This window comes from Exiguobacterium sp. s91 (assembly GCF_018618915.1).
In the GTDB taxonomy this organism is placed as follows: domain Bacteria; phylum Bacillota; class Bacilli; order Exiguobacteriales; family Exiguobacteriaceae; genus Exiguobacterium_A; species Exiguobacterium_A abrahamii.
Window position 1 is genome coordinate 1 of the sequence record NZ_JACSMZ010000002.1, and the last position, 26,416, is coordinate 26,416.

Sequence of the window (26,416 nt, forward strand, 5' to 3'; positions counted from 1 at the left end):
AGTCACGATTGACGAAGCTTGCGCTTCATTCGTTTTTGTATTCCGTAGAATACGATTTTTGCCTCATCGTTCAGTTTTCAAAGTTCGTCTGCCGCCTTAGCGACTTTAATAGATTAACAGGTTGTTTTGATTATGTCAACCATGCTTTTTAAAAAACTTTTCAGCCCCAACGAACCGTTTATAAAAGGCGTCTCGCTGGAACATTTATTAATATAACAACAAAATTCGACAAATACAAGCATTATTTCAAAAAAACTTTGCAAAGAGTTTAAATCCTCTTCGCAAAGTCTTTACCTTCTTAACATGGCTCCTACTGTAAACGCAATATTCGCTGGGCGTTCTGCTAACCGTCTCATCAAATACGTATACCAGTCCACACCATGCGGAACGTAGATGACGACACGATACCCTTGTCGAACTAACTCTTGTTGTCGTTTCGGTCGCATGCCTTGAAGCATTTGAAATTCAAACCGTGATGGATCAATCTGTTTCATTTGAGTAAAGTCAATGATTTGCTGGATGATCTGTTCATCATGTGTCGCGATTTGCGTGTAGTTCCCATTTAACAAATTAACTTTTACTAATTGAAGGTATGTCTCATCTACTGTCTTCTTCGGTTGAATATAGATTTCATCGTCTCCGTCATACGCCCCTTTGACGACACGTATTGTTGCGTGAAGATACTCTAAATCAAAACGACTTCGATAGACGTTTGCTTGTAACGCAATCCCGACGTTTGGATAGTGTTCATGTACGCGTTCGAAGACTCGGACGATCGACTCGACCATCATCGCTTCTTCCATATTGACTGTCACACGCATGTTTTGTTGATCTGCAACCTCTGCAATACGACTTAACTGTTGATAGGCGATATCCGGATCAATTCTTAATCCGATCGATGTCAGCTTTAAAGATACTTGTGCGTCTAGATCGTATGCTTTGATCTGTCCGATGACTTTGATGCATTCATTTGCGATGTCTACAGCGTCTTGTTCTGTCTCGACGAACTCACCTAAACAATCTACTGTCGCGGCTCGTCCATCTTGATTAAATTGTCTCACCGTGTCGAGTGTCTCTTCTGCGCCCTGTCCTCCGACGAATAATGTCCCACCAAGCGGCAATCCGACTTTTCTCGCTAATTGAATCAGTAACCTATTCTCAGCCAAGTACTCAAATACAGGTCCAGTAATCTGCTGTAACATCTGAATCACCCTCTCTCTTCTCCCTTACCCTCTCCCAATAAAAAAACGTCTTTCTTCTATATAGAAGAAAGACGCAGTTTGGATTAATGCAACCAGATAAAGTAACCGAGGAATCCGAGTGACAACACGTACATGATTGGATGCACTTCTTTTGCTCGTCCTTTCGCGATCATCGTGACCGGATAGAAAAGGAAACCGAATGCAATCCCTGTTGCGATTGAATACGTCAACGGCATCATGATGACGGTCAAGAAAGCCGGAACGGCGTACTCGAATTTTTTCCAATCGATCTGGAGCAGTGAAGCTGCCATCAACACACCAACGATGATCAATGCGGGTGCTGTGACCGGTGCGGTGATGATTGCGAGCAATGGTGAGAAGAATAAAGCGAGACCGAAGAATAAAGCTGTGACGATCGCCGTCATTCCTGAACGACCACCTGCTGCAACCCCTGCACTTGATTCGATGTAAGAAACCGTCGTCGACGTTCCAAGGATCGAACCTGCTACTGTTGCTGTTGAATCAGCGATCAATGCGCGACCAGCGCGTGGTACTTTATTTTCTTTGATCAGACCGGCTTGGTTTGCTACCGCAACCAGTGTACCTGCTGTATCAAAGAAATCAACGAAGAAGAAAGTTAAGATGACGATCATCATTTGAACCGTGAAGATTTCATCGAAGTGAAGGAATGCTTGTCCAAATGTAGGTGCGATGCTTGGTGGTGCTGAAATGACTTCACCAAGACTTGTTGGAATCGGAATCAAACCGAAGATCATTCCAGCGACTGCCGTTAGGATCATTCCGAAGAAGATCGCCCCTTTGACACCACGCGTCATTAGGACCGCAGATACGACAAGACCAAATACCGCGAGAAGCGTTGTTCCTTTACTTAAATCACCAAGCGAGACGAGTGTTGCTTCATTCGCAACGACGAGACCACCTGTTTTTAATCCGATGAACGCGATGAACAATCCGATACCTGCTGCAACTGCCATTTTCAACGGTTCTGGAATCGCATTGATGATCATCTCACGAATACCTGAAGCTGTTAATACCATGAAGACGAGACCTGAGACGAGAACGCCTGAAAGTGCGGTTTGCCATGGAATACCCATTCCGATGACGACGCTGTAGGCGAAGAAAGCATTTAGTCCCATTCCTGGTGCGAGCGCGATTGGATAGTTCGCTAGTAATCCCATCGTAACGGAACCGATGATCGCAACGAGTGCTGTGGCACCGAAGACTGCTCCTGCGTCCATTCCTGCTTCGGCTAATGTATTCGGGTTAACGAATAAGATATACGCCATCGCGAAGAATGTCGTCATGCCGGCGATGAACTCTGTACGCATGTTCGTACCAAGCCCATTGAAATCAAAGAAACGCGCAATCGCATTTTCTTTTGCTTTCGGTTGGTGTGGCTGTTTCAATTGTGTGCTCATGATTGCCTTCCTTCCAAATAAGCCGTCTCCTTGAAAACAAAAAACGGCCCTTACCTAAGCGGTAAAAGCCGTTTCAATAAGCGCACGATGCTGCGTGTGCGCCGTAGTAGGAACCTTTACGGTGTTCCTGTAGAGACTTCCGGGCCCTATCCCCAGAATTATACGGCATTATTTATGTTTTTTTAGTGGTATGAAAAATAAGAACAGACACATCGTAGCACGGTCAAATTCATGGGTCAACTATAAAAACGAAATTTAACCACTTATTTTATCCGAACGTTCGGTTTTGTAAGCGTTCTTCTGTTCGGAATCTACCCTGATCCATTTCGAAAGCTGTAGTGTCATTGGGAAGTTTCCGAGTAAAACTAATATTAGAATTGTTGCCACCCCAACCCATACCAGATACCAACTCTCTACATTGTCATAGAACGATGCAGCTATCATCGCTTTTACAATAAAACCGTGTCCGACATAAATCGGTAATGTATGAGCACCAAGTGTTGTTCCAATTCCATATCGTCGTGGTATCCAAGCAAAAAAAGCGCAGACTAAAAGCAGTTGCAAAGCATACAAAGAAAGTCGAATACCTGCTCCTTCTAAACCGAGACCCATAGAAGCATAACCGCTTGTACCACTCAATAATTGAAAGTTCAAAGTCTCTGGGTAACGTAACAGTAGGACGATTGCGATTCCGCCCACCCCTAATCCAAAAACCTTTGCGCCACCCGACGTCGGAAAGGTTAACTTGTGTCGTCGGAATGTATAGCCCAGTAAAAAGAACGGGAAAAACACGATAATCCGTGAAGCACTGAGTGTCCAACCAATCGTTTCAACAAAGCCGAGATAAACACTGACCATGATGCTTCCCGCGACAAAGTACCATAATGACACTTGTAGAAAGTGATTGATCCAGACGATTCCCCACAACACCAACGTCCATATAAATACGGCAAACAGATACCAATAGATATACGCCGGTTGCAGCGTCCAAAACGCATATTGTGTGATTCCCATCCACTTTGTCACTGCGACGAATATCGTTTGTACAAGTAGAAATAGTACAAGATAGTCTAGTGTGAGTCGAAGAAGACGAGATGCCGTCATGTGTCCTTTCGTAAAGTAACCGGAAATGAAAATGAAAGCTGGCATATGAAACAGATAAATGAAATGAAACAGGTTCGTCATACCGACATCTTTTGAAATCATCGGTTCAATCAAATGACCGAATACGACGAGCGTAATCAATCCGAATTTTGCATTATCCCAATATGCATCACGTTTGTTCATAACGAATGTCCTTACCTAATCCTTTAGAATAATAAGCTCCATCTCATAGTGTAGCAGGAGATAACAAAAAAGCACCACGTTTCTGTAAAAGAACGTGGTGCTACCTTACTTTCTACCCGTTTAATATTTCTTATGTAAATTAAGAAATATTTGCATGTTTATCAAAAGATCTAATTATTATGTTCCCTCTACTATCAAATCATTCGATTCATCGAGTTCTTTGACTATAGACTTTTCATTCCTATTATTCATTTGAATAGCATTAAGTATAAATAAAGAAATTGCTGAGAGTAGCGAGAATCCTGCTAATACAAAATAAGCTGTTGCTTGAGATGCATTAATTATGTAGTTGTAAGCATCGCCACCAACATAAGCATTAACCGAGTCTTCTTCATCCGTAAATGTGTATTCATCATCTGAAGACGGATTTTCGTAAACAGTAAGTTTATGAAAACCGATTCCCAAAAAAACAACAAATGCCAACAAAAAAATAGAAATAGAAAAAATTAGATAATTTTTCATTTATACCTCCAAATATTTTTAAAAATCCAATTTATTATATTAAAATAAAAGATTAAAATCTACTATTTTTTATTATTTGAATTACTTTCTTTAATCAAACAAAAAAAAAAAACTCCCTTCTATTTGCGAAATAACACAAATAAAAGAGAGTATTTTTAGAATTCAATAGTCGTAGGTGATAGGAAGTAAAATCAGCTTTCAGCTTCAAAACCATTGGTATAAAAGGGTTTATAGCCACTTACTAATTTTAAATTCCAATTTCATTCCCACTCAATCGTTGACGGTGGTTTCGACGTCACATCGTACAGGACGCGGTTAACGTTCTGGACTTCATTGACGATTCGGACCGAGATTTTCTCCAGCACGTCCCATGGGATACGTGCCCAGTCTGATGTCATTCCGTCAATTGACGTGACAGCACGGATTCCGACCGCATAGTCGTATGTCCGCTCATCGCCCATGACACCAACCGAACGGATTGGAGGAAGGACTGTGAAGTATTGCCAGATTTCGCGCTCGAGTCCTGCTTTTTTGATTTCATCGCGAAGAATGAAATCAGATTCACGGACGATTTCGAGTTTCTCATCTGTGATTTCACCGAGGACACGAATTCCGAGACCTGGTCCTGGGAACGGCTGACGCCACACGATTTCATCAGAAAGACCGAGTTCTTTCCCAAGTTCACGGACTTCATCCTTGAACAACGTGTTGATCGGTTCGATCAATTCAAACTGCATGTCTTCCGGCAATCCACCGACGTTGTGGTGTGATTTGATTGTTTGTGCCGTATCCGTACCGCTCTCGATAATATCCGTGTAGAGCGTACCTTGGGCAAGGAAGTCCATGTCCGTCAACTTCGAAGCTTCTTCGTCGAAGACGTAGACGAACTCGTTGCCGATGATTTTACGTTTCTGCTCTGGATCTGAGATACCACGGAGTTTGTCGAGGAAACGGTCCTGGGCATCAATCTTGATGACGTTCATGTGGAAGTGATCCGCGAATGTCTTCATGACGCTCTCCGCTTCACCCTTACGCAATAAACCGTGATCGACGAACATACATGTCAATTGATCACCGATTGCTTTGTGAATCAAGGCTGCGACGACAGACGAGTCGACACCACCAGAAAGTGCACAGAGGACTTTTTTGTCGCCAACTTGTTCTTGAATCTTCGCTACTTCGATTTCGATGAAGTTCTCCATCGACCAATCGCCTGCACATTTACAGACTTCAAAGAGGAAGTTCTTGAGCAATTCTTTTCCGAAGACCGTATGGTTCACTTCCGGGTGATACTGCACACCGTACATTTTCAATTCTTCGTTCTTGATCGAAGCGATCGGACATGACACGTTCGTTCCATCGACGACGAATCCGTTTGGCACAGATGTGACGAGGTCGCTGTGGCTCATCCAGACCGTTTGTTCAAGCGGTAGGTTCGCATACATCGGTGACGGGTCTTGTAACGTCAATGTGGCTTTTCCATATTCACGATGTCCCGCACGTTCTACTGTTCCGCCGAAATGTTGTGACATGAGCTGCATGCCGTAACAGATCCCGAAGATTGGAATACCGAGGTCGAAGATTTCTGGGTCACACCGGTACGCATCCTCTGCGTAGACGCTACGTGGACCACCTGAGAAGATGATACCAGCAGGTGCGATTTCTTTTACTTCTGCTGCAGTGATTTTATGCGAATGCAATTCACTGTAGACACCAAGGTCCCGAATACGACGTGTGATCAATTGATTGTACTGTCCTCCAAAATCGAGGACGAGAATCATTTCCTGGTCCAAATGTGCTTCCAAATCTGTTCCCGCCTTTCTGATTTCATGCGCACCCTATGAAAAAAGCCCACTCTTCGCCCATGGATAAAATGGAAAAAGAGCAGGCCGCTTCACAAAAAAATGTATACGAAGGGTCTGCTCCTTCATAGTCAGGTCGTTTAAGGTGACCCGGTAGAGACTCTCGCGCCATATTCGCGAGTATATACAAAGGAGATTGCATGTGTGTGATTTACGTTGTTCCCATTGTAACTGTATCGTTTCGTAAATATCAACCCTCTACATGACGAATGATATTTTCGAAATATTCACGTTTTTTCTCAGCCGATAGTGATTCTCCACCATAGACCATCCGTTCGTAAGCATCCGTCAACGGTCGCATCGCATACGTCTCGTAGTACCCATCGACTTCGTGAGCGAGTTCCGCAAGCGTCCGACCATCTTGATAATGGAATCCTTTTTTATCAAGACGTCGTAAGAGGTACCGGTACATCCGGCGGAATCCTTCCGGTCGCTCGATTTGTCTCCGGAAGAAGAGAATCGCGAGTGTTCGAATGATTGGTTTTCGGAACAAGTACAGGAATAAGAGAGCAAGTGCCGTCAGGAAAATCGGCCAAAATGGAATTGACTTCTGCTCCGTCTGTCCAGCGCTAGTCGTCTGTTCTTCATCAAGAAGATTTTCTTGCGGACGATTTGGCGTCGTTGTCTCCGTATTATCTTCTGTCTCACGTTGCGGATTTGCTTGTTCCGTCTCATTATCCGTTTCCCGATCGATCGTGTATTGTCCTGCTCCATCGAAACTGACTGTTGGCTCAAGCGGTACCCAGCCTGGTCCTTCGATATACACTTCGACCCACGAGTGCGCATTTTTATTTCGCACTGTATAACTCGTCACGGCAGCTCCGATGACGTCGGATTCGCCTCCCGTGAACCCTTTCACCCAGCGTGCGGGTAACCCGGCTGCCCGTAGCAAAACAGCAGCCGACGTCGAGAAGTTATCACAGTATCCGAGCTTCGTCTCGAATAGGAATTGATCGACGTAATCTTGATTTTCTCCTGGTACGGCAACTTCCTCCGTATTGTATTCAAAGTTCTCTTCTTCGAAATAATTTTCAATCGCCCGTGCTTTGTCCCACGGTGTCTCCTCACCCTCAACGATTTGTTCCGCTAAATCACGGACACGCTGTGGTAAACCATCCGGCAGTTGGAGATACCGCTCTGTTTCATTCTCCGATAAATTGACGGGTTCATCTGTCTGGAGTTGTTCTTCCGTAAAGAGCGGATACGAGTAGTCAATTTGATAATTGCGTTGACGATCCGCCTCGTCTAGATACGATATTTTTTGATTCTCTGGATCAACCAGTACATTTTGTCGTTGTTGATCGACCGAGACCCGGACGTTATCTCCGTTATATGGCACGAACGGTAATTCACGTGCCATCTCAAACGTCGCTGTTTCCTCACGTGTCTTGACTTCTCGCCCGAAGTGCGAGAAGAAACCCCGTCCATCGATTTCAGGATTCGATTCCGACAGCACCCAGCCTTTGCCGGTATAAATGTCTTTCGTCTCGACTCGCCAGTATCGGTTCCCTTCACTTTCGACCTGGAAGACTTCCCGATCGTCCATCTGGAACGGTCCTCCGAGTTGCTCGTCATTGTTACCGTAGCCAACCTTTTGAATCGCATTCGTCGGCTCTCCTTCACCTTCAAGCCCGGACGTCAAATCGTACCAACTGTCTTGCCATGTCGCATTGATGACAGGACTTTGGACAGCAGCGACGATGACGGCACCCATGATGAATAAGGCACTCAGCGGACGAACGTAAGAAGCGCGTGGTCGTTCGTTGACTTCCGTCGCATAGAGCAATAGCAAGGATAAGATGATCGGATAGAGAATGAATGTCTCTCCCGAGTAATCCGTCCATGTATCACAATAGGCGATGAACCCGATGACTCCGAAGGCAAGCCCGAAGACGAACCCACGATTCGGGAATGTCCGACGCGCGAGATACGCGATCAAAAAACTAATCAATCCGATCGAGAGCGCGAAAGCGGGTCGTCCTGGTAATTCACCATTGATGACACTCTGAATATCTGAACTGATTTCCGTAAAGATGCCCCATGGTGCTGCTCCCGGCGTCAAAATCAGATAGAACGACAGCAGTAATCCACCGAGACTTCCGAGTAAAAAGTAACGCCGCGATAGATGCGACAACAGCAACGGCAGAAACAGCATAGGTAAGAAGGACCAAAGATGTTCGAACGTCGTCAGTTCGAGAAGTGGTGGCATGAAACAAGTCAGAACGGCTGCCGCGATAGCGTTCCAAATCAAGCGTCGCATCATCGCACTCCCCTCCGTTCTGGTGTATAGACATGAACGGTGGCTTCTTGATTAATCTTCGAAATCCATAGTTCATTGTTCGATTCAAGATCCGGTGTGATGAAAAGGACGTTGCCACTCAATCGAAGTGCTTTTGACGAATACTCCCATGACTCGATGAACGTCCGTGTCCGACTCGGCTGCGCCGTCATCAGGTAATGCGTCAGTTTCGCTCCTTCAAGCGGTAACGACAACGATTGAACAGCATGTCCGACGAGGTGAATGCGGTAGCTCAGCCGTCGTTTGTTCAACTGATCCGTCGCTTCTGCCAGCATCGAGATGACGCGTTCGAAAGCTTCACCCGCTTCCGTCCCCTCATCAAAGACGATCGTCGTCTCCCGTTCCTGCTCTCGCTCGAACGTCTTCGTCATTAAGCCTTGGCGTTTTGCCGTCGCTTTCCAGTCGATCTGATTCATCCGGTCACCACTGACGTATTCCCGGACCCCGACGACAGTAAAGGACGACTGACGAAGATCAAGCGACACAGGGGAGATTCCTCCATCGCCGCGATCCTCCTCATGCGGAAGTTGAACGGCAAGGCGTGCCGGTTCGATCGCAAGATACGTCTCGACCGGAAACATCCGCTTCCGCTTGAACAGACCGAACGGATCCGTGATTTCAACGATACAGCCAGGAATCTGGTACACTCCTCGACGAATCGATGGAATCGTGTAGTCGATGTGCTCTGTCTTTCGGTAGTGGGCACGGAGCGGACGACTGATATCGAGTTTTTCTTCGCTGAGTTCGTTTGGAATCGCCTCCGTCACCTCGACGGCTCCGACAAGGAACGGGAAACGTCGGCGAACCCGCAAGGAAACCGGGATATCCGTTCCGGCAACGAGCATCTTATTTGAGACTTCGCGTGTCGCCAGTGCCTGCGTGACAGGCCAAACGAGGAAGAGTGTCCAGTAGACGGTCAAACCAGCCATGACATAAAACAGCAAGGAAGCGACATTTCCGCCATCGACGCGCGCATATGTCCATAAGGCAACCGTCGTCAAAAGGAGTACAGCGTAACGCCAACCAATTTGCCACTTCGTCATAGGGACTCCACGTCTTGTTGGATGGGTACAGCAACCTCTTTTTTGATTTGTTCTAAAATCCGTTCCGACGATTGACCGTGATAACGCGCGTCCGCTGTCAAAATCAAGCGGTGTGACAGGACCGGAATCAAGAGATGTTTGACATCATCCGGTAAGACGAAACTGCGTCCTTCCATGTATGCCCATGCTTGCGCGACTTTCATCAAAGCGATCGAAGAACGGGGACTCGCGCCGAGATAAAGTGAACCGTTCGTCCGGGTCGCTTGGACGAGATGGACGATATATTTTTTGACAGGCTGTGAGACATGGACGTTCTTGACTTCTTCTTTCATCTGGAGCAATTGCTCGCGACCAATCACCGCTTCGAGCGTTTCAATTGGTTCATCCCGTTCGAAACGTGTCAGTAGCTTCATTTCCTGGTGGAAATCAGGATAACCCATTTTGACTTTGACGAGAAAACGGTCGAGTTGTGCTTCTGGTAACGGATACGTTCCTTCGTGTTCAATCGGGTTTTGTGTCGCCATGACGAAAAAGGGATTCGGAAGCGTATGAATCTCACCATCGACGGTGACGTTCGCTTCCGCCATTCCCTCGAGTAAGGCAGATTGAGTTTTCGGTGATGTTCGGTTGATCTCATCGGCTAAGACGATGTTCCCCATTAGAGGACCCGGTCTATATTCGAATTGGCTTGTTTTCTGGTTATACATCGATACACCCGTCAAATCTGACGGAAGTAGGTCTGGCGTGAACTGAACACGTTTGAAGGTCAACCCGATCGATCGGCTGAACGCACGGACGAGCATCGTCTTCCCGACTCCCGGTACGTCTTCTAATAGGACGTGACCGCCCGCTAGTAGTGCTGCCAATGATTGTGTGATGACATCTTCCTTACCGATGATGACTTTCTCTACGTTGTCGATAATCGCTTGAATCTCCTTAGTGTATGTTCGCATTGTCAGGCCCCTTGCTCTCGTAGTAGTTGAATTTTCTGACTTTTTATATCATCTCATATTCCGCTACGCTTTTAAAGAAATACGAGCAGTTTCTAGCACATGAAAAAGGGGGAACGCCGTAGCGTTTCCCCCTTATTTGTTTCAGGAACGAACACATGCCGTGATCCGTTCTTGAACCGTGCAGTTGCACGTAAAACACGAATACATCCGTGTCAATGGACAACGTTCGTCAAGTCCGGTGATCCTCTTCTTTCAGAAGCGACATGCGATCGTTCCCTCTACATTGGTAATCATTCATGTGCATCACCATCCTTTCATATATTGAATATTACCGAATATGTTATAAACGAAACGTCGAATTTTAATTATTTTTTCGATACCGCGCATAGGTCGTCGCGAGTGCGACCGCAAGGACCAGCCCTTTGATGATATTCAACGAATAGTATGGAACAGACAGCATGACGAGACCATTTTCAAGAATCCCGACGAGACAAGCCCCAACGAGTGTGCCAAGCGCATTCGGCTTCCCTTGTCCTGCGAACGACGAGCCGATGAATGCGGCTGCGACCGCTGGCATCAGATAACCGGAACCGGCATTGATTTGTGACGATCCGACTTGTGACGCAAGCAAAATCCCACCGACCGCCGCAAGTAACCCAGCAATCAGATACGCGAGTGCCCGGTAGCGGTTGACACGAATTCCTGTCAGTCGTGCGGCTTCCGGATTCCCGCCGATGATATAGAGAAAACGACCGTGTCGCGTATGGCTTAAGAAGACGTGTGTCACAGCGACGACGACGAGCATGATGACGATGATCCAAGGTGCCTGGCTGATTTTCGCGAATGCCTCCGGAATCGTGCCGACTGTTGGTGTACCGTCCAAGCGCGGCATTCCGGCACTGATTGAACCACCACCGGTATACGTCATCGCGACACCTTCGACGATGAACATCGTCGCAAGGGTCGCAAACAAATCCGGAATCTTAAACCAGACGATGAGTAAGATGTTCACCAGAGCAACGCTAAGAGATAAGAGAAGTGCTAAACCAATCGAGACACCGAGCGGTAGACTGTACCAGACGAAGAACGAGACGACGAAAGAACTCGCAAGCGTCGCGGTTGACCCGACCGATAAATCAAATCCATTGACCGTCAAAGAAACGGTCAAGCCGATCGCGATAATCGTCACGATGGAGATACTTCGTAAAATATTAATCAAATTCGTCCCTTGTAGGAATGTTGGAGCCGTCGTCGCAAAAAACAGGACGAGGGCAAGGATCGCGAGGACGATCCCCCAGTCGTTCAAGAATCCGAGGACAGGACGTAAACCCTTCCCTCGGTTCGTTTGTTTTGATACTACCTCATTCATCGTTGCCCTCCTCCTGTCGCATACCACAACAAGGTTTCTTCTGATGTGTCCGCCGTCTTCGTTTCATGGACGATCCGTCCATCGAACATGACGTAGATTCGGTCCGTGACGGTCAAAAGTTCATCCCATTCACTCGTCGCGTAAAGGATCCCTTTTTGTTGTTGCGCGAGTCCGTCAATCAGACGATAGATATCTTGTTTGGCTCCGACGTCGACACCTTTTGTCGGTTCGTCCAAGACAAGTACAGAAACATCGGTCAGTAACCATTTTCCGATGGCGACTTTTTGTTGATTCCCACCGGATAGTTGACCTACTTCCTGTTTCACGTCTGCCACTTTAATGCCCAGCTCCTTGACCCATTGCGATGCCTGATTTGCTTCTTTGCGACGATCCATCAGCCCCCAGCGGTTGACGAAATCATGAGCTGCCGCTGCTGTTAGATTTTCTGCGACAGAATCGGCAACGAGGATCCCTTCTTTTCGTCGTTCTTCTGGAACGAGACCGATCCCCGCTTGAATCGCAGCTTGCGGATCGCGAAGGCGATGGGCTTTTCCACCTACACGAACCTCCCCTTCCTGAAACGGGCGATCACCGAACAATGCTTTGCATAATTCCGTTTTACCGGCACCGACAAGACCCGCGATACCAACGACTTCACCTGCTTGAACCGTCAAGGAGATATCGTGGACGTCCGCATTCGTAGCACTCTCGACCGTCAGTACGTTTGTCGCGTTTACCCGTGACGTTTTCGCAACAGACGTAAGCTGACGCCCGAGCATTTGCTCAACGACAGCTTCCTTCGTGATGTCTGCCAAAAGATGTCGCGAGATGAGTTGACCGTCGCGCATGACCGAGATGGAGTCGCAAATCTCATATAGTTCCTGTAAACGATGCGAGATGAAGATGATCCCAAGCCCTCGTTCGGCTAAACGACGCACGACTGAAAAGAGATGGCTTGTTTCCGCCTGACTGAGAGGTGCCGTTGGTTCATCTAAAATCAAAAAACGGCGTTCTTGGACGAGGGCGCGAGCAATCAGTACGAGTTGCTTTTCAGCAAGCCGCAACTCCTCGACACGTGTCTTGACGGAAATATCCGCCTGTAATGTCGCTAACGCTTCCTTGGCACGCTGTATGTAACGGCGTTGGGATACGAAGCCAGTCATCGTTCCGTCCGTCAACAGATCGAGACAGATATTCTCAGCGACCGTCAAATACGGGACAAGCGCCACATCGACCTCTTGTTGGACGAGGTCGATTCCAATCTGTTTCGCATCACGTGGTGACGTGATGGACAATTCCTTCCCGTCGAGACGGATCGTTCCTTCGTCCGCCGTTTCCGCTCCGGATAAGACTTTCATCAACGTCGACTTACCGGCACCATTCGCACCGACAAGCGCGTGGATTTCACCGGACTTCACTTCAAACGAGACTTGTTTTAAGGCTTGCACTCCTGGAAACGCCAGTGAAATCCCAGTCATCTTCAAGTGATGATCGGTAGACGTCATTGTTTTTTATGGACGTCACGCAACCGGTCCATCCACGGTTCATTGAATTTGTCCGATGTACTCCATCCTTTGATGATCGTATCGAGATTGTACATCGTCGTATCCTGCTTCAACGCCTTCTGCTCCACCAGTTTCGCGTCGAGATCAAAGCTATCCGGTGTCTTCTCGCCAGCGATTTTCTTAGCCAGTAATCGCATGTCCGTTTGTCCAATCAAGAATGGATCCACCGCACTCGTCGAGACCCAGTTACTGCCTTTTTCACGCATCAGGTTGATATCCTGATTCGAGACATCGATCGAGATTAGCGGGATTTCTTGACGTTTATTATCCTTGAGCGATTTGTAAGCCCCTTTTGCGACTTCGTCCCACGCTCCCCAAACCGCATCAATGCTTCCTTTCGGATATTTCGCGAGAATCGCATTCATCTTCGTTGCGATATCCCCTTGGATATCTTGGAAATTTGTCGGTCCAACTGTCTCAAGCGTTTTGATCTTACCGTCTGCTTCGTACGTCTTATAGATTTCCTGACGACGATCGAGCGGGGCAAAACCTGGTCCGAACCAAAGTTTGATGACACGGACTGGCTTTTTGTCCGTCACCTTCGTCACTTCATCAAGCGATAGCTTCGCGAGTTGATGATCGTTTTGGAACGTTTCCGTCACACCTTTTAACGCCGTTCCTTTTTTCTTCGTGACCGTATCGAACGTCACGACCTTCAGCCCTTTGTCGACCGCTGGTTTAATCATGTCATAGGCGTAGTCTTCCTTACCATGCGAGATGATGAGCCCATCATAATCTTGCTGAATCGCTTGCGCGACAAGCTCCTTGAACTTGACGTCGTTACCTTCCGAAATGAACGTGCTGACTTTAAAGCCAAGCGCTTCGCCTTCACTTCGTGCGCCATCAAGGAATTGTTTCGTATGGTCGTCCGATGCTAGGTTGCGGATGACGGCGATCTTGACGTCCGATTGAACCCCTTTTGGTACATCCTTGACGACCTTCGTCGTCGTGGCTTCTCCATTCGCACAAGCCGCTAGTAACAGTGCCGGTGCTAGGACGGCGTAAGCTAGTTTTTTCATGACATATCTCCTTATCCGAGGGGTTGGAGCCCTGTTAATTGTTCAATCGTTTCTTCATTCGGTTGCGTGATGACACCAAGTTCGGTGATGATGCCCGTGATCAATGTGTGTGGTGTGACATCAAACGCCGGGTTGAAGACAGCGACGCCTTCCGGTGCTGTCGCGACACCTTGGACAGTCGTCACTTCTTGCGGATCACGTTCTTCGATTTCGATCGCGTCTCCGGAAACGAGCGAGAAGTCGAACGTCGAGAGCGGTGCTGCGACGTAAAACGGAATACCAAAAGCTTGCGCGAGCAATGCCAATTGGAACGTCCCGATTTTATTTGCCGTATCTCCGTTTCGTGTAATGCGGTCGGCACCGACGATGATCGCATCGATCTGTTTTTCTTTCAGCGTATGGGCGACCATGTTGTCCGTAATTAACGTGACATCAATGCCGGCACGTTGCAGCTCCCATGTCGTCAATCGTGCTCCCTGCAGTAACGGTCGCGTCTCACTCGCAAAAACGGATAATTCGATGCCGCGTTCTTTTGCGATGTAGAACGGCGCAAGTGCCGTTCCATAAGCAGCGGTCGCAATCGATCCAGCATTACAAATCGTTAGGATCCGGTCGCCTGACTGGAACAATTCCAGTGCATGAATCCCGATTTGACGTGACGTCTGCGCATCCTGGTCGTATAAGGCGACCGTCCGTTTTTCCAACCGTTCGCGAATCTCTTCTACCGACGTCCCGTCTTGAATGATTGGATTCAACTGATTGAGTACATTTCGCAAATTGACGGCCGTCGGTCGTGTCGCGAGTAACGTCGCCGATGTCTCAAGCAAGGCTTGCTTGTAGACCGGTAGCGCCGCTTCAAACCGGTATGCTTCTTGAACGAGCACGAATCCACCGAATAAACTGATCGCAGGCGCGCCCCGGACACGTAGTTGTTTAATCGCCTCAACCGCTTGCGCGAGATCAGCAATGACTTCATAGTGCTCTTCTTGCGGTAGACGTGTCTGATCGAGAATCGTCAAGACACGGTCTTCGTAACGAATACTTTGGACGAATGTAGTCATCGGCTGAGTTCCTCCGTTACGTCAAAGTTTCGTAAATCATCGAATGTCCGGCATTCTGTACGGCGTTTGATTAACGCCGCTCCTAGACGAAGAGCGTGACGTTTCCGCTCTAAGCGTTCCGTCGTTGAATCGATTGATTCTAAATCAGCGACCGGTGCAAGACCAATCGTCCGCCGAATCAATTCGCAACCGGCAAAGCCAAGGGCATCCTGCAAGATCGTGCTCAGTACATCATCGACGAGTCCTGATGCCTGGAACGGTTCGACGGCTTCCCGTTCCCATAATGCACGGAACGTTGAAGCGAACGTCAGCCAGAACGTGTCGATGTCGCGAATCCGGGCATCACGAAGTGCTGAATAATCGGGGTATGCTGCAAAGAATAAGTGGGCGATGAACTGTCCGACATCGAATCCGAATGGACCATAAAAGGCGAATTCAGGGTCGATGACCTTCGTTTCCGTCGCCGAGGCGAAGATGCTTCCTGTATGTAGATCGCCGTGTAACAAGGCGTCCCCTTTTGTGATGAAGAGCGCTTCGAGTTTTGCGACTTCGCGTTTTAACTCATCGTCTGCCCATAGATGTGCCACCTCTTCTTCCAGTCCGGATTCAATCTCGTTCGTCTCCGCGTCATGGAACGGATCCGTGAAGATTAACTTTTCCGTGATGTCGCACAAGTCTGGATTGTAGTACGTTCGGGCGACACGTTTCTTTTCAACCGGACCAAGCGCAAAGTCCGATGTATGGAATAACGTCCGAGCGAGATAAGAACCGATATGTTCCGCAAGCAACGGATACTGTTCACCTGCGAGTAAACCGCTTCGAACGATCGTCAGATGTGAAAGATCTTCCATGACCGTATACGCCTCTTCATGACTAGCATGAAAAACACGTGGCACGAACGGTACGGCATGCCGTGCGAATTCACGGAGTGCGGATTGCTCGATCCACGCTCGTTCGAGCGATAACGGCCAGCTCTCCCCGACGACCTTCGCATATGGTAATGCTTGTTTTAAAATCAAGCGATGTTCGCCTTCTCGAATCCGAAAGACGAGGTTGAGGTTCCCGTCGCCAATCTCTTCTGCTTCGACGGCTCCATCGCCGATCAGTCCTAATGTCCGAACACGATCAATCGCGTCCTGTTCTGTGAATGCTTTATATGTCATCTCAGTTTCCCCCTATGTGATACACGAAAAAGCGCCTCTTTTCGTCATCGAAAAGAGGCGCAGAAAAGTCACTGCGTCCTCTTATCTCTCAGACGAAACGTCTGTTGGATGTAGCACCGTGCCTAGTGGTCGGTTGCTGCGGCGTCATCGGGCCAATTCCCTCTGCCAACTCGCGATAAGAGTCGTATGTAGTTGTCGTGTGTGATATTGATTTGAATCTTACGCAATCGACTTCCTCGCTGTCAAATCGAAATCAAGCAGAAACGGACATCATTTTTAAGTCATCTATAGAAAGAGTATTTTCAAAAAAATAAATTTTCTAAAAATAGTTTGACAAGTGGCGATTCTCATGTAAAAATTGCAATTAGATTTCACAATTTCATCCAATTCTTATCAAGAGCAGACGGAGGGACAAGCCCTACGATGTCGCAGCAACCGACCTTTTGGCACGGTGCTAATTCTTGCAGCTACTAAGCTGACAGATAAGAGTCCACGTTCGAATCATTCATGGTCTCTTGTCGCTGACGAGAGACCATTTTTTTGTTGAAGGAGGAAAGACATGGCTTATATCACTGCTACTTATCAATTGACTGCCCGTGATCGAATCGAGCAACGCGCTGAACAACTCGCGCTTGGTCTGACAGTCGGTTCTTGGACGGAACTGAATCATCTCGAACAACAACAACTCGCCTCGTTCAAAGGGGAAGTCGTACATACCGAAGAGCGCGATGGCAAAGGATATATCACGATTCGTTATCCGGAACATAACGTGTCGCGCGACTTTTCTGCGATTCTGACGACCGTCTTCGGGAAACTCTCACTCGACGGTGAAATCAAACTAACAGAATTGCTACTACCCGATACATTTACGTCGGACTTTCCAGGTGCGAAATTCGGGATCGAAGGGGTCCGCTCCTTGATCGGTGTCGAAGATCGCCCATTATTAATGAGCATCTTCAAAGGAGTCATCGGACGCGATTTATCGTTCCTTCGTGATCAACTCGAAGGACAACTCGCTGGTGGGATTGATCTCGTCAAAGACGATGAGATCCTATACGACAATCCGTTGACACCGACGATTGACCGGGCACGGATCGGACGTGAGGTCATCGATGCTCACTTCCAACGGACCGGTAAACGTGCGTTATATGCGATCACACTCAACGGTCCCGTCTTTACGCTCAAGGATCAAGCCAAGCGATTGATTGATGCTGGAGCGACCGCATTCTTGCTGAATACCTTCACATACGGACTCGACGTCTTACGCGAACTGGCGAGTGATCCGGAAATCAACGTTCCGATCTTCAATCATCCAGCATATAGCGGTGCGTTGATCGCTAGCCCGAATCACGGAGTCGCAGCTCCTGTCTTACTCGGCACATTACCGCGTGCTGCTGGAGCAGACTTGACGCTATTCCCGTCTCCTTACGGCAATGTCGCTTTGCCAAAGGATGTCGCCCGTGGCATCGCGGTCGAAGCGACCCGTCTCGGTCAGACGAAATCGATCTTCCCGGTTCCTTCAGCCGGTATTCATCCTGGACTCGTCGCTCAACTCGTACGGGACTTCGGTATCGATTCCGTCATCAACGCCGGCGGCGGCGTACATGGTCATCCGCAAGGTGCTGCGGCTGGTGTCATTGCTTTCCGCCAGGCGCTCGATGCGGCACTCGCAAATGAATCCCTATCGGCGGCAGCATCGCGTCATGAAGAATTACGGATCGCCCTTGACGCTTGGGGGATCAAGTCATGACCGTACGGATTCTTTGTGACTTCGACGGTACGGTGACGACGCAAGATAACATCATCGCACTCATGCAGGCATTTGCGCCAGCTAGTGACTTCGAACCGTTGAAACGCGGCGTACTCGACCGGACGCTATCGATTCAGAGTGGTGTCGGGCAAATGTTCGCACTTCTGCCGTCTGACGGAAAAACAGCCTATCTTGACTTTTTGTTGGAGCGTGCAGTCATTCGCGACGGATTTTCGGAGTTACTTCAGTACAGTCGTCGTCAAGGAATCGATTTTTCGATCGTCAGCGGTGGAATGGACTTTTTCGTCGAACCGATCTTAGCGCCACTCCTTGAACAAGAACAGATTTACTGTAACGTCGCCGATTTCAGTGGTCCATTCGTCCATATCGATTGGCCAAACGCCTGCGATGCCCATTGTACGAACGGGTGCGGCTGTTGTAAAACGTCCGTTGCCCGGGCATTGCGCAAAGACGATGACGTCATCATAGTCATTGGTGACTCGGTGACGGACTTCGAACTCGCGAAACAAGCGGATCGTGTCTATGCCCGTGATTATCTGATCACGTTGTGTGAAGAGAACGATATCGCCTATACACCGTTTGAGACGTTCCACGACATCGTTCATGATTTAACACGAGCGGAGGTGACAACATGACATTCATGCGACGGTATGAAGAGCTACGCGCCATCAAACAAGAGCTTGCGGCGCGCGATTGGTTCCCTGGTACGAGTGGCAATCTCGCCATTCGGACGTCCGGTGTCCCGGTTGAATTCCTTGTGACGGCAAGCGGAAAAGATAAACGGCAGACGACTCCTGACGACTTCGTTCATGTCGATGCGACCGGTCAATTGATTGGTGAGCAATCCGGGCGTCCTTCCGCTGAGACATTGCTCCATGTCGAAGTGTTCAATCGAACGGACGCCGGTTGTTCTCTGCATGTCCATACGATTGCGAACAATGTGATTTCGGAACTCTATGGCGATCAAGGCAGCATCACCTTTTCCGGTCAAGAAATCATCAAGGCACTCGGACACTGGGAAGAGGATGCGACGGTCACGGTACCGATCATTCCGAATCATGCGGACATTCCGACGCTTGCCGCTGCTTTTGCACCGCATGTCACAGCGGACAGTGGTGCCGTCCTGATCCGCAATCACGGGATCACGGTCTGGGCACCGACCGCCTTTGAAGCAAAGAAACACCTCGAAGCCTTCGAGTTTTTATTCAATTACACGTTGACGTTGCAATCATGCCGTCAATCCATTCATTAAAAGGAGGAATCATCTCATGGCAACAGTCTTATTCCAAGAAACAAACACACGGTATACGGATCAAACGGAAGTCGCTGACTTCCTTGCGTCACGCGGCGTTCTTTACGAACAGTGGGACGTTTCGAAACTTCCAGCGCCTCTCGTTGAGAACTTCACACTGACGGATGCAGACAAACAAACGATTCTCGATACGTTCGCTCCCGAAATCAAAGACGTATCAGAACGTCGTGGGTATCAGACAGCTGATATCATCTCACTTTCGGATACGACACCGAACCTTGATGAGTTGCTCGTCAACTTCCAGAAAGAACATCATCACACGGATGATGAAGTTCGTTTCATCGTCAGCGGTCATGGCGTCTTCGCGATCAAAGACGAAGAAGTCGGCAACTATAACATCGAACTCAATCCTGGTGATTTAATCTCCGTTCCTGTTAACACACGCCACTACTTTACGCTTCAAGACGATCGTAAAGTCGTCGCTGTTCGGATCTTCGTCACGACAGACGGCTGGGTTCCGATTTACGAGAATGAGACGTCAACGGTCTCTTAAGATCGATAAAAGCGCTGTTTTCCTTCATATGAAGGGAATCAGCGCTTTTCTTATCGCACAAACATATCACTACATTGATACGTAACCGATATAATGAAGGAAAAGCGATGAGGAAGTGAGCGTCATGCATATTCGTCCCGTAATGGAACACGACTTACCAGCGATTCTCGCCATCTATAACGAAGGTATCGAAGATCGGATCGCAACGCTTGAGACCGACCAAAAGGACTTATCCTTCATGACCCAGTGGTATGCGGAACGCACCGATCGATATGCTGGATATGTCGCTGAAGATGACACAGGTGTCCTCGGCTTCATTTCCCTCGATCCGTATAATCCGCGTTCTGTCTACGCATCCGTCGGTGAGATTTCGGTTTATATCACTCGGACACATCGTGGACAAGGGATTGGCACACGTTTGCTCGAAACGATTGAACAACATGCCCGTGATCATCATATGCATAAGCTGATCCTCTTTACCTTCCCGTTCAATAAAATCGGACAAAAACTCTATATCCGCTCCGGGTTCCGGATCGTCGGAACGTTTAAGGAACAAGGACAGTTGAACGGCGAATATGTCGACGTCATGGCGATGGAGAAACGCTTACGATAGGATTCATTGAATGCCAGACAGGGAATAGTCAATCCGAGTCATTGAGAGAGGATGAACCTAATGGATATTCAACAAATTCGTAATGCAACACTCGTTGTCACGTATGCCAATCAAGTCTTACTGATTGATCCGTTCCTCGGCGAAAAAGGCAGCTTGCCTCCCTTCGGTCAAACACCGAATGCCGTCGCCAATCCACTCGTCGACTTACCGGTCGATGTCAAGACACTGCTCGATCCTGACGCGATCTTCGTCACGCATCTGCATGCCGATCATTTCGACGATTCTGCAAAACAACTTCTACCCAAGCATTTGCCACTCTATGCGCAGCAAGAAGAAGACGCGCAGCAAATCCGAGAAGCCGGCTTCACGAACGTTTCTTCCTTCGATTCCGGTGTAACGATCGGTGATATCCAGGTCCATCGAACAGGTGGACAGCATGGTGTCGGTGAAATCGGCGAACGGATGGGACGTGTGTCTGGGCTCGTCCTCACCCATCCGGACGAACCGACACTTTATATCGCCGGTGATACGATCTGGTGCGACGAGGTCGCGCATGCAATCGAACAACATACACCCGATATCATCGTCGTCAACAGTGGCGCCGCCCAGTTCTTGACGGGAGAGCCGATCACGATGTCACAGCGTGATCTCCTTGCCGTACACGAAGCGGCGGCGGAAGCGACGATCATCGTCTCGCACCTCGAGTCCGTCAACCACTGTCTCTTGCGACGTGATATGATTGCTGACTTTTTAGCCGCCTTCCACCTTTCTGCCCATTTCCTGATTCCAGAGGATGGCGAAACGATGTCATTTTAAGAACAGTAACCTTCACTAAAAAGAAGTCCTGCTTTTCGAGTAACAATCGAAAGCAGGACTTCTTTTTGTTATGGAATGACAAGACCTAACAAGCGAGCAAAGGCGACTGCTTGCTCTTCCGTAATGACAGCGCCTGGTAAAAATCGCGGATCGATCGTAATACCAGAGAGCTCCGTCTGCCGGAGGTCGAGACCTTTTAACGGCGTTTCAATCCATTGACTATCCGTAAGCCGGACCGCTTCGAGTTTCCACTGGGTCGGTTTCACTTCGAAGAACTGTGCTTCTTTCATCGTCGTTTCGCTCCAGTATTGATGACGGACCGTACTGCGAATGAACTGTACGTAATCCGCAAGCCCTTCCTGAATCGTTAAATGGTCCAGCGTACAATCTTCGAACTGAACACCCGTCATCCGGCATCCGACGAAGGACACACGGTGAAAACGAGTTTCTTGGAAGTGACATCCGGTTAAGTCGCATTGCTCAAAACGAATATCTTCGAACGAACCACGGTCAAAGGTAAGATTCGCGAACGAGACATTTTGAAAACACACTTGATAGGCATCGATGCGTTCTGTCAGTTCAATCGGCATCGACTCTTTCTCATAACGCGCTCCTTTCAGATACGGATCATCGATTTCGACTTGATCGAAGGTCTCTGACTGAAGCGTCTTCGGTAATTCTGGTAAACGGATAACGGTCTCTTTCAATGAAGGTTCCCCCTTTTTTCTCTCCCTTAGTGTACCAAACTCCTTTTATATGAGGAGAAATCGTTCGAATTACCCTTTTTTCAACAGTTTTTATTTTGAGACACTTTGAGACCGTGCTATAGTCAAGGAAAATCAAAATAAGAACATACGTTCTTTTATGTAAAGGAGTGATTCAGATGTTTCCTTCCGTCGTTTTACCACAAGATAAACGGATTTTTTGCGTCGACAGTGTGTCCTTCTACGCCAGCTGTGAATGCCAGTATCGCAATCTCCCACCCTTGACGACACGCCTGGCGGTCGTCTCCGATTTAAAACGAAGCGGGTCCGTCATTCTCGCTGCCACCCCTGCCTTAAAAGCACTTGGAATCAAGACAGCCGGTCGATTATATGAAATCGAGCAATTGCCATACGCTGTTCGTCGTACGATTCGACTTGTCGAACCACGTATGCTCGCTTATATGAAGACGTCGATTCGTGTCCTGGATGTCCTGCACCAATTCGCCCCACCTGAAGCCATCCGCGTCTATTCAATTGACGAAAGCTTCATTGACATGACCGGAACCGATCGCCTATTTGGTTCCGACCTGCAAGCTGCCCTCAAAATTAAAGAAGCAATCCTGAAACAGACCGGCATCCACGTCCGGATCGGGATTGGTCCAAATAACGTCATCGCGAAACTGACGCTTGATTTAATCGGGAAAAAAGAAGGCATCGCGCGATGTGGATATGCTGATGTCGCACGACGTCTTCATGATTTTCCGATTCGGAAGATGTGGGGAGTTGGACATCGCATGGAACAACATCTGCAGATGATGGGGATTGAAACGATCGGTGATCTTGCCATGCGCCCCGTTGAAGAGTTACACGAACGCTTCGGTGTCATCGGTGCCGAACTGTGGCATCACGCTTGGGGACTCGACGCGTCACCGACACTTCTTGCGCCTCGTCATCTGTTCGAGAAAGCCCCTCAACGGACGATCGGACACGGTGTGACCTTAATGCAGGACTATTATCAGTTCGAACGCATTCGGAATGTGCTCAATGAACTCGTGCAGGATGTTGCCGCACGTTGTCGCTTTTCGAATCAAGTCGGCTGGACCGTTCACATCGGCGTCCGCTATTCTCGAAACGTCGTCCGAAGTGGTTTCTCTCGTCAAGTGCGGTTGCCTTATCCGACATCCGATGAACGAATCATTCTGCGTCACGTCTTACAATTATTCGAACCGAATTGGCTCGACGGAGAACCTGTTCGTTTTTTATCCGTTGCAGTGGGGCATTTGACTGCCGATCAAGGCACCTTACAGTTGTCTTTGTTCGAGGATAATGCGCGGCTCTGGAAACGACGACGGTTATTAAAAGCAATGGATGTCGTCAACCTCCGCTACGGAAAAGGAACGATTCGCCTCGCTGTCTCGTTTCTTGATACGAGTGTCGCCAAACGTCGTCTTCGTTTCGTCGGCGGTCATCCGGGAGGTGATCTTCATGACAGCGTATCGTGATCGAGGAAATTTAAAATGGATTCCTTTTCTCATGCCGGAACATTTGCAACTGTTGCGAGAATATTATGTCCAGATGCATCAGCTCGACTTGCCTGAAATTGATGAACAGTTGCAAGAATCATGGCACTTTCTGCTTCAAGAAGCTTTAATAGAAGGAAACGAACTTGAAATCACGTATTATAAGGAAAGTAGCTACGTGACGGTCGTCGGTTTCGTGGAACGACTAGAACCCGAACGTTCCGTTCTCTTTCTGCGCGGACGTGAAGTCATTGAAATTCCCTTCACACGAATCGTCCGGATCGAAAACGGGTAAGCTCTCATACAGATGGATGCTTTAAATCGTGCCCGGAAAGAAGGAATAGTCATGTTGGATTGGTTTACTTCCCTCCCCGTCGTCGTGCAAGCATTGCTTGCCGGAATGATGACTTGGGGGTTAACCGCACTTGGTGCGGCACTCGTTTTCGTCTTTACGACGATTGAAAAACGCGTCATGAACATGATGCTCGGTTTTGCTGCCGGCGTCATGATTGCTGCGTCATTTTGGTCGTTGCTTGCTCCTGCGATCGAGTTCACAGAGCAGGATGGTGGAATCGCTTGGATTCCTGCCGCCATCGGTTTTCTCGCTGGTGGATTTTTCGTCCGTCTCCTCGACTTCGTCACACCGCATTTGCACTTATCCGCACCACTCGAAACAGCGGAAGGTCCTTCGACAGGACTCAAGAAAACGACGTTATTATTTCTTGCGATCACGTTGCACAATATTCCCGAAGGTCTTGCGATTGGTGTCGCTTTTGGTGCCGCTGCCTTGAACATGGACGGGGCGACCGTCGCCGGTGCCTTGACGCTCGCACTCGGTATCGGGATTCAAAACATGCCGGAGGGGGCTGCCCTGTCGATTCCATTACGTGGCGAAGGGATGTCGCGTCGGCGCGCCTTCCATTACGGTCAATTGTCAGCAATCGTTGAACCGATTGCCGCGATGGTCGGAGCAGCTGCGGTCTTCTTCGTTCAACCGCTTCTCCCATATGCGTTATCGTTCGCTGCTGGAGCGATGATTTTCGTCGTCGTCGAAGAATTGATTCCGGAATCACAAGCAGAGAACGGATCCGATTTAGCAACACTTGGTCTGATGGTCGGTTTTACGGTCATGATGATTCTTGACGTCGCTTTAGGATGAGCCCGTTTCAAAACGAGTAGTGGACGATATCGTCTCCTGCTCGTTTTTCTATTTATAAATTTAGGCATATTCTAATAAAACCGTCCGATTTGAAGTTTTTCTGACCTTGTGTCTTAACAGAAAGATTTCCCTTTCCTTCATGCTGTTTTTAGTATGAATGGAAATGATCAAATTTCCTGATCTATCCGATGACATCTAAATCCATGTATTATCTTATTCAAACGAATTTAAATCGGACAACGCGTCTTACACGTCCGATCGTCTCTCAGACCTGCGCCCGATATTCCAATTAGTTCTATCTCACAAGAATAAAACATGATATGTTTTTAACTAGCACATCATATAGAAGGAGATTATCATGACAATCATTGAACTTTTAAAAGCGCTCTTACTTGGTTTCGTCGAAGGGATGACGGAATTTGCACCAGTCTCTTCCACAGGTCACATGATCATCGTCGATGACATGTGGTTGCAAACTACCGATTTTCTCGGTAAATATTCGGCGAACACCTTTAAAATCGTCATTCAGCTCGGATCGATTCTTGCGGTCGTCGTCGTCTTTTGGAAACGCCTCTTCAGCTTGATCGGTTTGTATAAGATTGAAGGCGAACATGACGCATCAGGGACACACAAGTTAAAACTACGTCACGTCTTGATCGGTCTTCTACCAGCAGCTGTTCTCGGGTTGTTATTCGAAGATTTCATCGATGAGAACCTCTTCTCGATTGAAACGGTCATCATCGGTCTTGCTGTCGGTGCCCTCTTGATGATCGCAGCCGATAAATTCGGACCAAAGGAACCAAAAACGACATCGCTTGATCAGATTACATATCGCCAAGCAGCACTCGTCGGTCTGTTCCAATGTATTTCCCTTTGGCCTGGCTTCTCCCGTTCTGGTTCAACGATTTCCGGAGGGGTCTTCCTCGGGATGAATCACCGGACGGCAGCTGACTTTACGTTCATCATGGCTGTACCGATCATGTTCGGTGCTAGTTTCCTTTCGCTCGTTAAGAACTGGGAGAACATTCAACCGAACCACTTCGCATTCTATGCTGTCGGTTTCGTTGCGTCGTTCGTGTTTGCCCTCTTATCGATTCGCTTCTTCTTGAAGCTGATCAACAAGATCAAACTCGTTCCATTCGCAATCTACCGTCTTGTCTTAGCAGCTGTCTTAGCTGTCATCGTCTACATGTAAGTTCAAACCGTTAGCTATTTTAGCTGACGGTTTTTCATTTTTTTGAAAC

The 26,416-nt window shown here is 48.1% G+C and carries 24 protein-coding genes and 4 riboswitches; of the genes, 10 read left to right on the plus strand and 14 right to left on the minus strand.

Annotated features, from left to right (window positions below; genetic code table 11):
* Positions 1-290: 290 nt before the first annotated feature.
* From KNQ06_RS11475 to mtnK, 13 genes are all read right to left on the minus strand, one after another.
* Positions 291-1,202 carry a proline dehydrogenase family protein gene (locus tag KNQ06_RS11475; protein ID WP_149428098.1) on the minus strand — a complete coding sequence of 304 codons (912 nt, stop codon included), beginning with the start codon at positions 1,200-1,202 and terminating at the stop codon, positions 291-293.
* Positions 1,203-1,285: 83 nt separating this feature from the next.
* Complete coding sequence (locus KNQ06_RS11480) at positions 1,286-2,590, minus strand: NCS2 family permease (protein WP_035398981.1); 1,305 nt, start codon at positions 2,588-2,590, stop codon at positions 1,286-1,288.
* 135 nt (positions 2,591-2,725) lie between these two features.
* Positions 2,726-2,827: riboswitch (purine riboswitch) on the minus strand.
* 69 nt (positions 2,828-2,896) lie between these two features.
* Complete coding sequence (locus KNQ06_RS11485) at positions 2,897-3,928, minus strand: acyltransferase family protein (protein WP_149426793.1); 1,032 nt, start codon at positions 3,926-3,928, stop codon at positions 2,897-2,899.
* Positions 3,929-4,105: 177 nt separating this feature from the next.
* Positions 4,106-4,450 (minus strand): hypothetical protein, encoded by a 345-nt coding sequence (locus KNQ06_RS11490; protein WP_149426792.1) that lies wholly within the window; start codon positions 4,448-4,450, stop codon positions 4,106-4,108.
* Between the two features lie 260 nt (positions 4,451-4,710).
* Positions 4,711-6,231 carry a glutamine-hydrolyzing GMP synthase gene (guaA, locus tag KNQ06_RS11495; RefSeq protein WP_051353615.1) on the minus strand — a complete coding sequence of 507 codons (1,521 nt, stop codon included), beginning with the start codon at positions 6,229-6,231 and terminating at the stop codon, positions 4,711-4,713.
* 129 nt (positions 6,232-6,360) lie between these two features.
* A riboswitch (purine riboswitch) is annotated at positions 6,361-6,462 on the minus strand.
* A gap of 40 nt (positions 6,463-6,502) precedes the next feature.
* Complete coding sequence (locus KNQ06_RS11500; RefSeq protein ID WP_149426791.1) at positions 6,503-8,575, minus strand: transglutaminase TgpA family protein; 2,073 nt, start codon at positions 8,573-8,575, stop codon at positions 6,503-6,505.
* The gene (locus KNQ06_RS11505; protein WP_023467046.1) at positions 8,572-9,654 is read right to left on the minus strand and encodes a DUF58 domain-containing protein; all 1,083 of its coding nucleotides are present in this window, start codon (positions 9,652-9,654) and stop codon (positions 8,572-8,574) included. Before KNQ06_RS11505 ends, KNQ06_RS11500 begins: the two co-directional genes overlap by 4 nt.
* Entirely contained in the window at positions 9,651-10,607 is a 957-nt protein-coding gene (locus tag KNQ06_RS11510; protein WP_023467045.1) for an AAA family ATPase, read from the minus strand. Before KNQ06_RS11510 ends, KNQ06_RS11505 begins: the two co-directional genes overlap by 4 nt.
* A 361-nt stretch (positions 10,608-10,968) precedes the next feature.
* Positions 10,969-11,976, minus strand: coding sequence for an ABC transporter permease (locus KNQ06_RS11515; RefSeq protein WP_215085106.1), 1,008 nt, complete (start codon positions 11,974-11,976; stop codon positions 10,969-10,971).
* Positions 11,973-13,481, minus strand: a complete 1,509-nt coding sequence (locus KNQ06_RS11520; RefSeq protein WP_215148334.1) for a sugar ABC transporter ATP-binding protein — start codon at positions 13,479-13,481, stop codon at positions 11,973-11,975. The genes KNQ06_RS11515 and KNQ06_RS11520 overlap by 4 nt, the downstream gene beginning before the upstream one ends.
* Entirely contained in the window at positions 13,478-14,560 is a 1,083-nt protein-coding gene (locus tag KNQ06_RS11525; protein WP_215085102.1) for a sugar ABC transporter substrate-binding protein, read from the minus strand. The genes KNQ06_RS11520 and KNQ06_RS11525 overlap by 4 nt, the downstream gene beginning before the upstream one ends.
* A gap of 11 nt (positions 14,561-14,571) precedes the next feature.
* A complete protein-coding gene (gene mtnA / locus KNQ06_RS11530; protein WP_214725043.1) occupies positions 14,572-15,621 on the minus strand; it encodes an S-methyl-5-thioribose-1-phosphate isomerase in 1,050 nt (349 codons plus the stop codon).
* A complete protein-coding gene (mtnK, locus tag KNQ06_RS11535; RefSeq protein WP_215085098.1) occupies positions 15,618-16,784 on the minus strand; it encodes an S-methyl-5-thioribose kinase in 1,167 nt (388 codons plus the stop codon). The genes mtnA and mtnK overlap by 4 nt, the downstream gene beginning before the upstream one ends.
* Positions 16,785-16,862: 78 nt before the next feature.
* A riboswitch (SAM riboswitch) is annotated at positions 16,863-16,966 on the minus strand.
* Between the two features lie 205 nt (positions 16,967-17,171).
* Positions 17,172-17,273, plus strand: a riboswitch (SAM riboswitch).
* Between the two features lie 70 nt (positions 17,274-17,343).
* Here mtnK and KNQ06_RS11540 point away from each other — a divergent pair.
* The 6 genes from KNQ06_RS11540 to KNQ06_RS11565 all read left to right on the plus strand — a co-directional run bounded on the left by KNQ06_RS11540 (position 17,344) and on the right by KNQ06_RS11565 (position 21,789).
* A complete protein-coding gene (locus tag KNQ06_RS11540) occupies positions 17,344-18,534 on the plus strand; it encodes a 2,3-diketo-5-methylthiopentyl-1-phosphate enolase (protein ID WP_215148336.1) in 1,191 nt (396 codons plus the stop codon).
* Positions 18,531-19,190 (plus strand): 2-hydroxy-3-keto-5-methylthiopentenyl-1-phosphate phosphatase, encoded by a 660-nt coding sequence (locus KNQ06_RS11545; RefSeq protein WP_215148338.1) that lies wholly within the window; start codon positions 18,531-18,533, stop codon positions 19,188-19,190. The genes KNQ06_RS11540 and KNQ06_RS11545 overlap by 4 nt, the downstream gene beginning before the upstream one ends.
* On the plus strand, positions 19,187-19,807 hold the full coding sequence (locus KNQ06_RS11550; RefSeq protein ID WP_023467033.1) for a methylthioribulose 1-phosphate dehydratase: 621 nt from the start codon (positions 19,187-19,189) through the stop codon (positions 19,805-19,807). The genes KNQ06_RS11545 and KNQ06_RS11550 overlap by 4 nt, the downstream gene beginning before the upstream one ends.
* Positions 19,808-19,823: 16 nt before the next feature.
* Positions 19,824-20,360 carry a 1,2-dihydroxy-3-keto-5-methylthiopentene dioxygenase gene (locus KNQ06_RS11555; protein ID WP_215148340.1) on the plus strand — a complete coding sequence of 179 codons (537 nt, stop codon included), beginning with the start codon at positions 19,824-19,826 and terminating at the stop codon, positions 20,358-20,360.
* A 124-nt stretch (positions 20,361-20,484) separates the two neighbouring features.
* The gene (locus KNQ06_RS11560; RefSeq protein ID WP_215148342.1) at positions 20,485-20,973 is read left to right on the plus strand and encodes an arsinothricin resistance N-acetyltransferase ArsN1 family A; all 489 of its coding nucleotides are present in this window, start codon (positions 20,485-20,487) and stop codon (positions 20,971-20,973) included.
* Positions 20,974-21,033: 60 nt separating this feature from the next.
* Positions 21,034-21,789: an MBL fold metallo-hydrolase gene (locus KNQ06_RS11565; RefSeq protein ID WP_215148345.1), complete on the plus strand. Its 756-nt coding sequence runs from the start codon at positions 21,034-21,036 to the stop codon at positions 21,787-21,789.
* A gap of 68 nt (positions 21,790-21,857) precedes the next feature.
* Here KNQ06_RS11565 and KNQ06_RS11570 read toward each other — a convergent pair whose 3' ends face one another.
* Positions 21,858-22,496: a pentapeptide repeat-containing protein gene (locus tag KNQ06_RS11570; RefSeq protein ID WP_215148347.1), complete on the minus strand. Its 639-nt coding sequence runs from the start codon at positions 22,494-22,496 to the stop codon at positions 21,858-21,860.
* A 176-nt stretch (positions 22,497-22,672) separates the two neighbouring features.
* Here KNQ06_RS11570 and KNQ06_RS11575 point away from each other — a divergent pair, with 176 nt between their 5' ends.
* The 4 genes from KNQ06_RS11575 (at position 22,673) to KNQ06_RS11590 (ending at position 26,367) form a co-directional block, all read left to right on the plus strand.
* The gene (locus tag KNQ06_RS11575) at positions 22,673-23,995 is read left to right on the plus strand and encodes a Y-family DNA polymerase (RefSeq protein ID WP_149426782.1); all 1,323 of its coding nucleotides are present in this window, start codon (positions 22,673-22,675) and stop codon (positions 23,993-23,995) included.
* Positions 23,979-24,308, plus strand: a complete 330-nt coding sequence (locus KNQ06_RS11580; RefSeq protein ID WP_023467027.1) for a YolD-like family protein — start codon at positions 23,979-23,981, stop codon at positions 24,306-24,308. Before KNQ06_RS11575 ends, KNQ06_RS11580 begins: the two co-directional genes overlap by 17 nt.
* Positions 24,309-24,359: 51 nt before the next feature.
* A complete protein-coding gene (locus KNQ06_RS11585; protein ID WP_023467025.1) occupies positions 24,360-25,172 on the plus strand; it encodes a ZIP family metal transporter in 813 nt (270 codons plus the stop codon).
* 358 nt (positions 25,173-25,530) lie between these two features.
* Entirely contained in the window at positions 25,531-26,367 is an 837-nt protein-coding gene (locus KNQ06_RS11590) for an undecaprenyl-diphosphate phosphatase (RefSeq protein ID WP_133208356.1), read from the plus strand.
* The last annotated feature ends 49 nt before the right edge of the window (positions 26,368-26,416 follow it).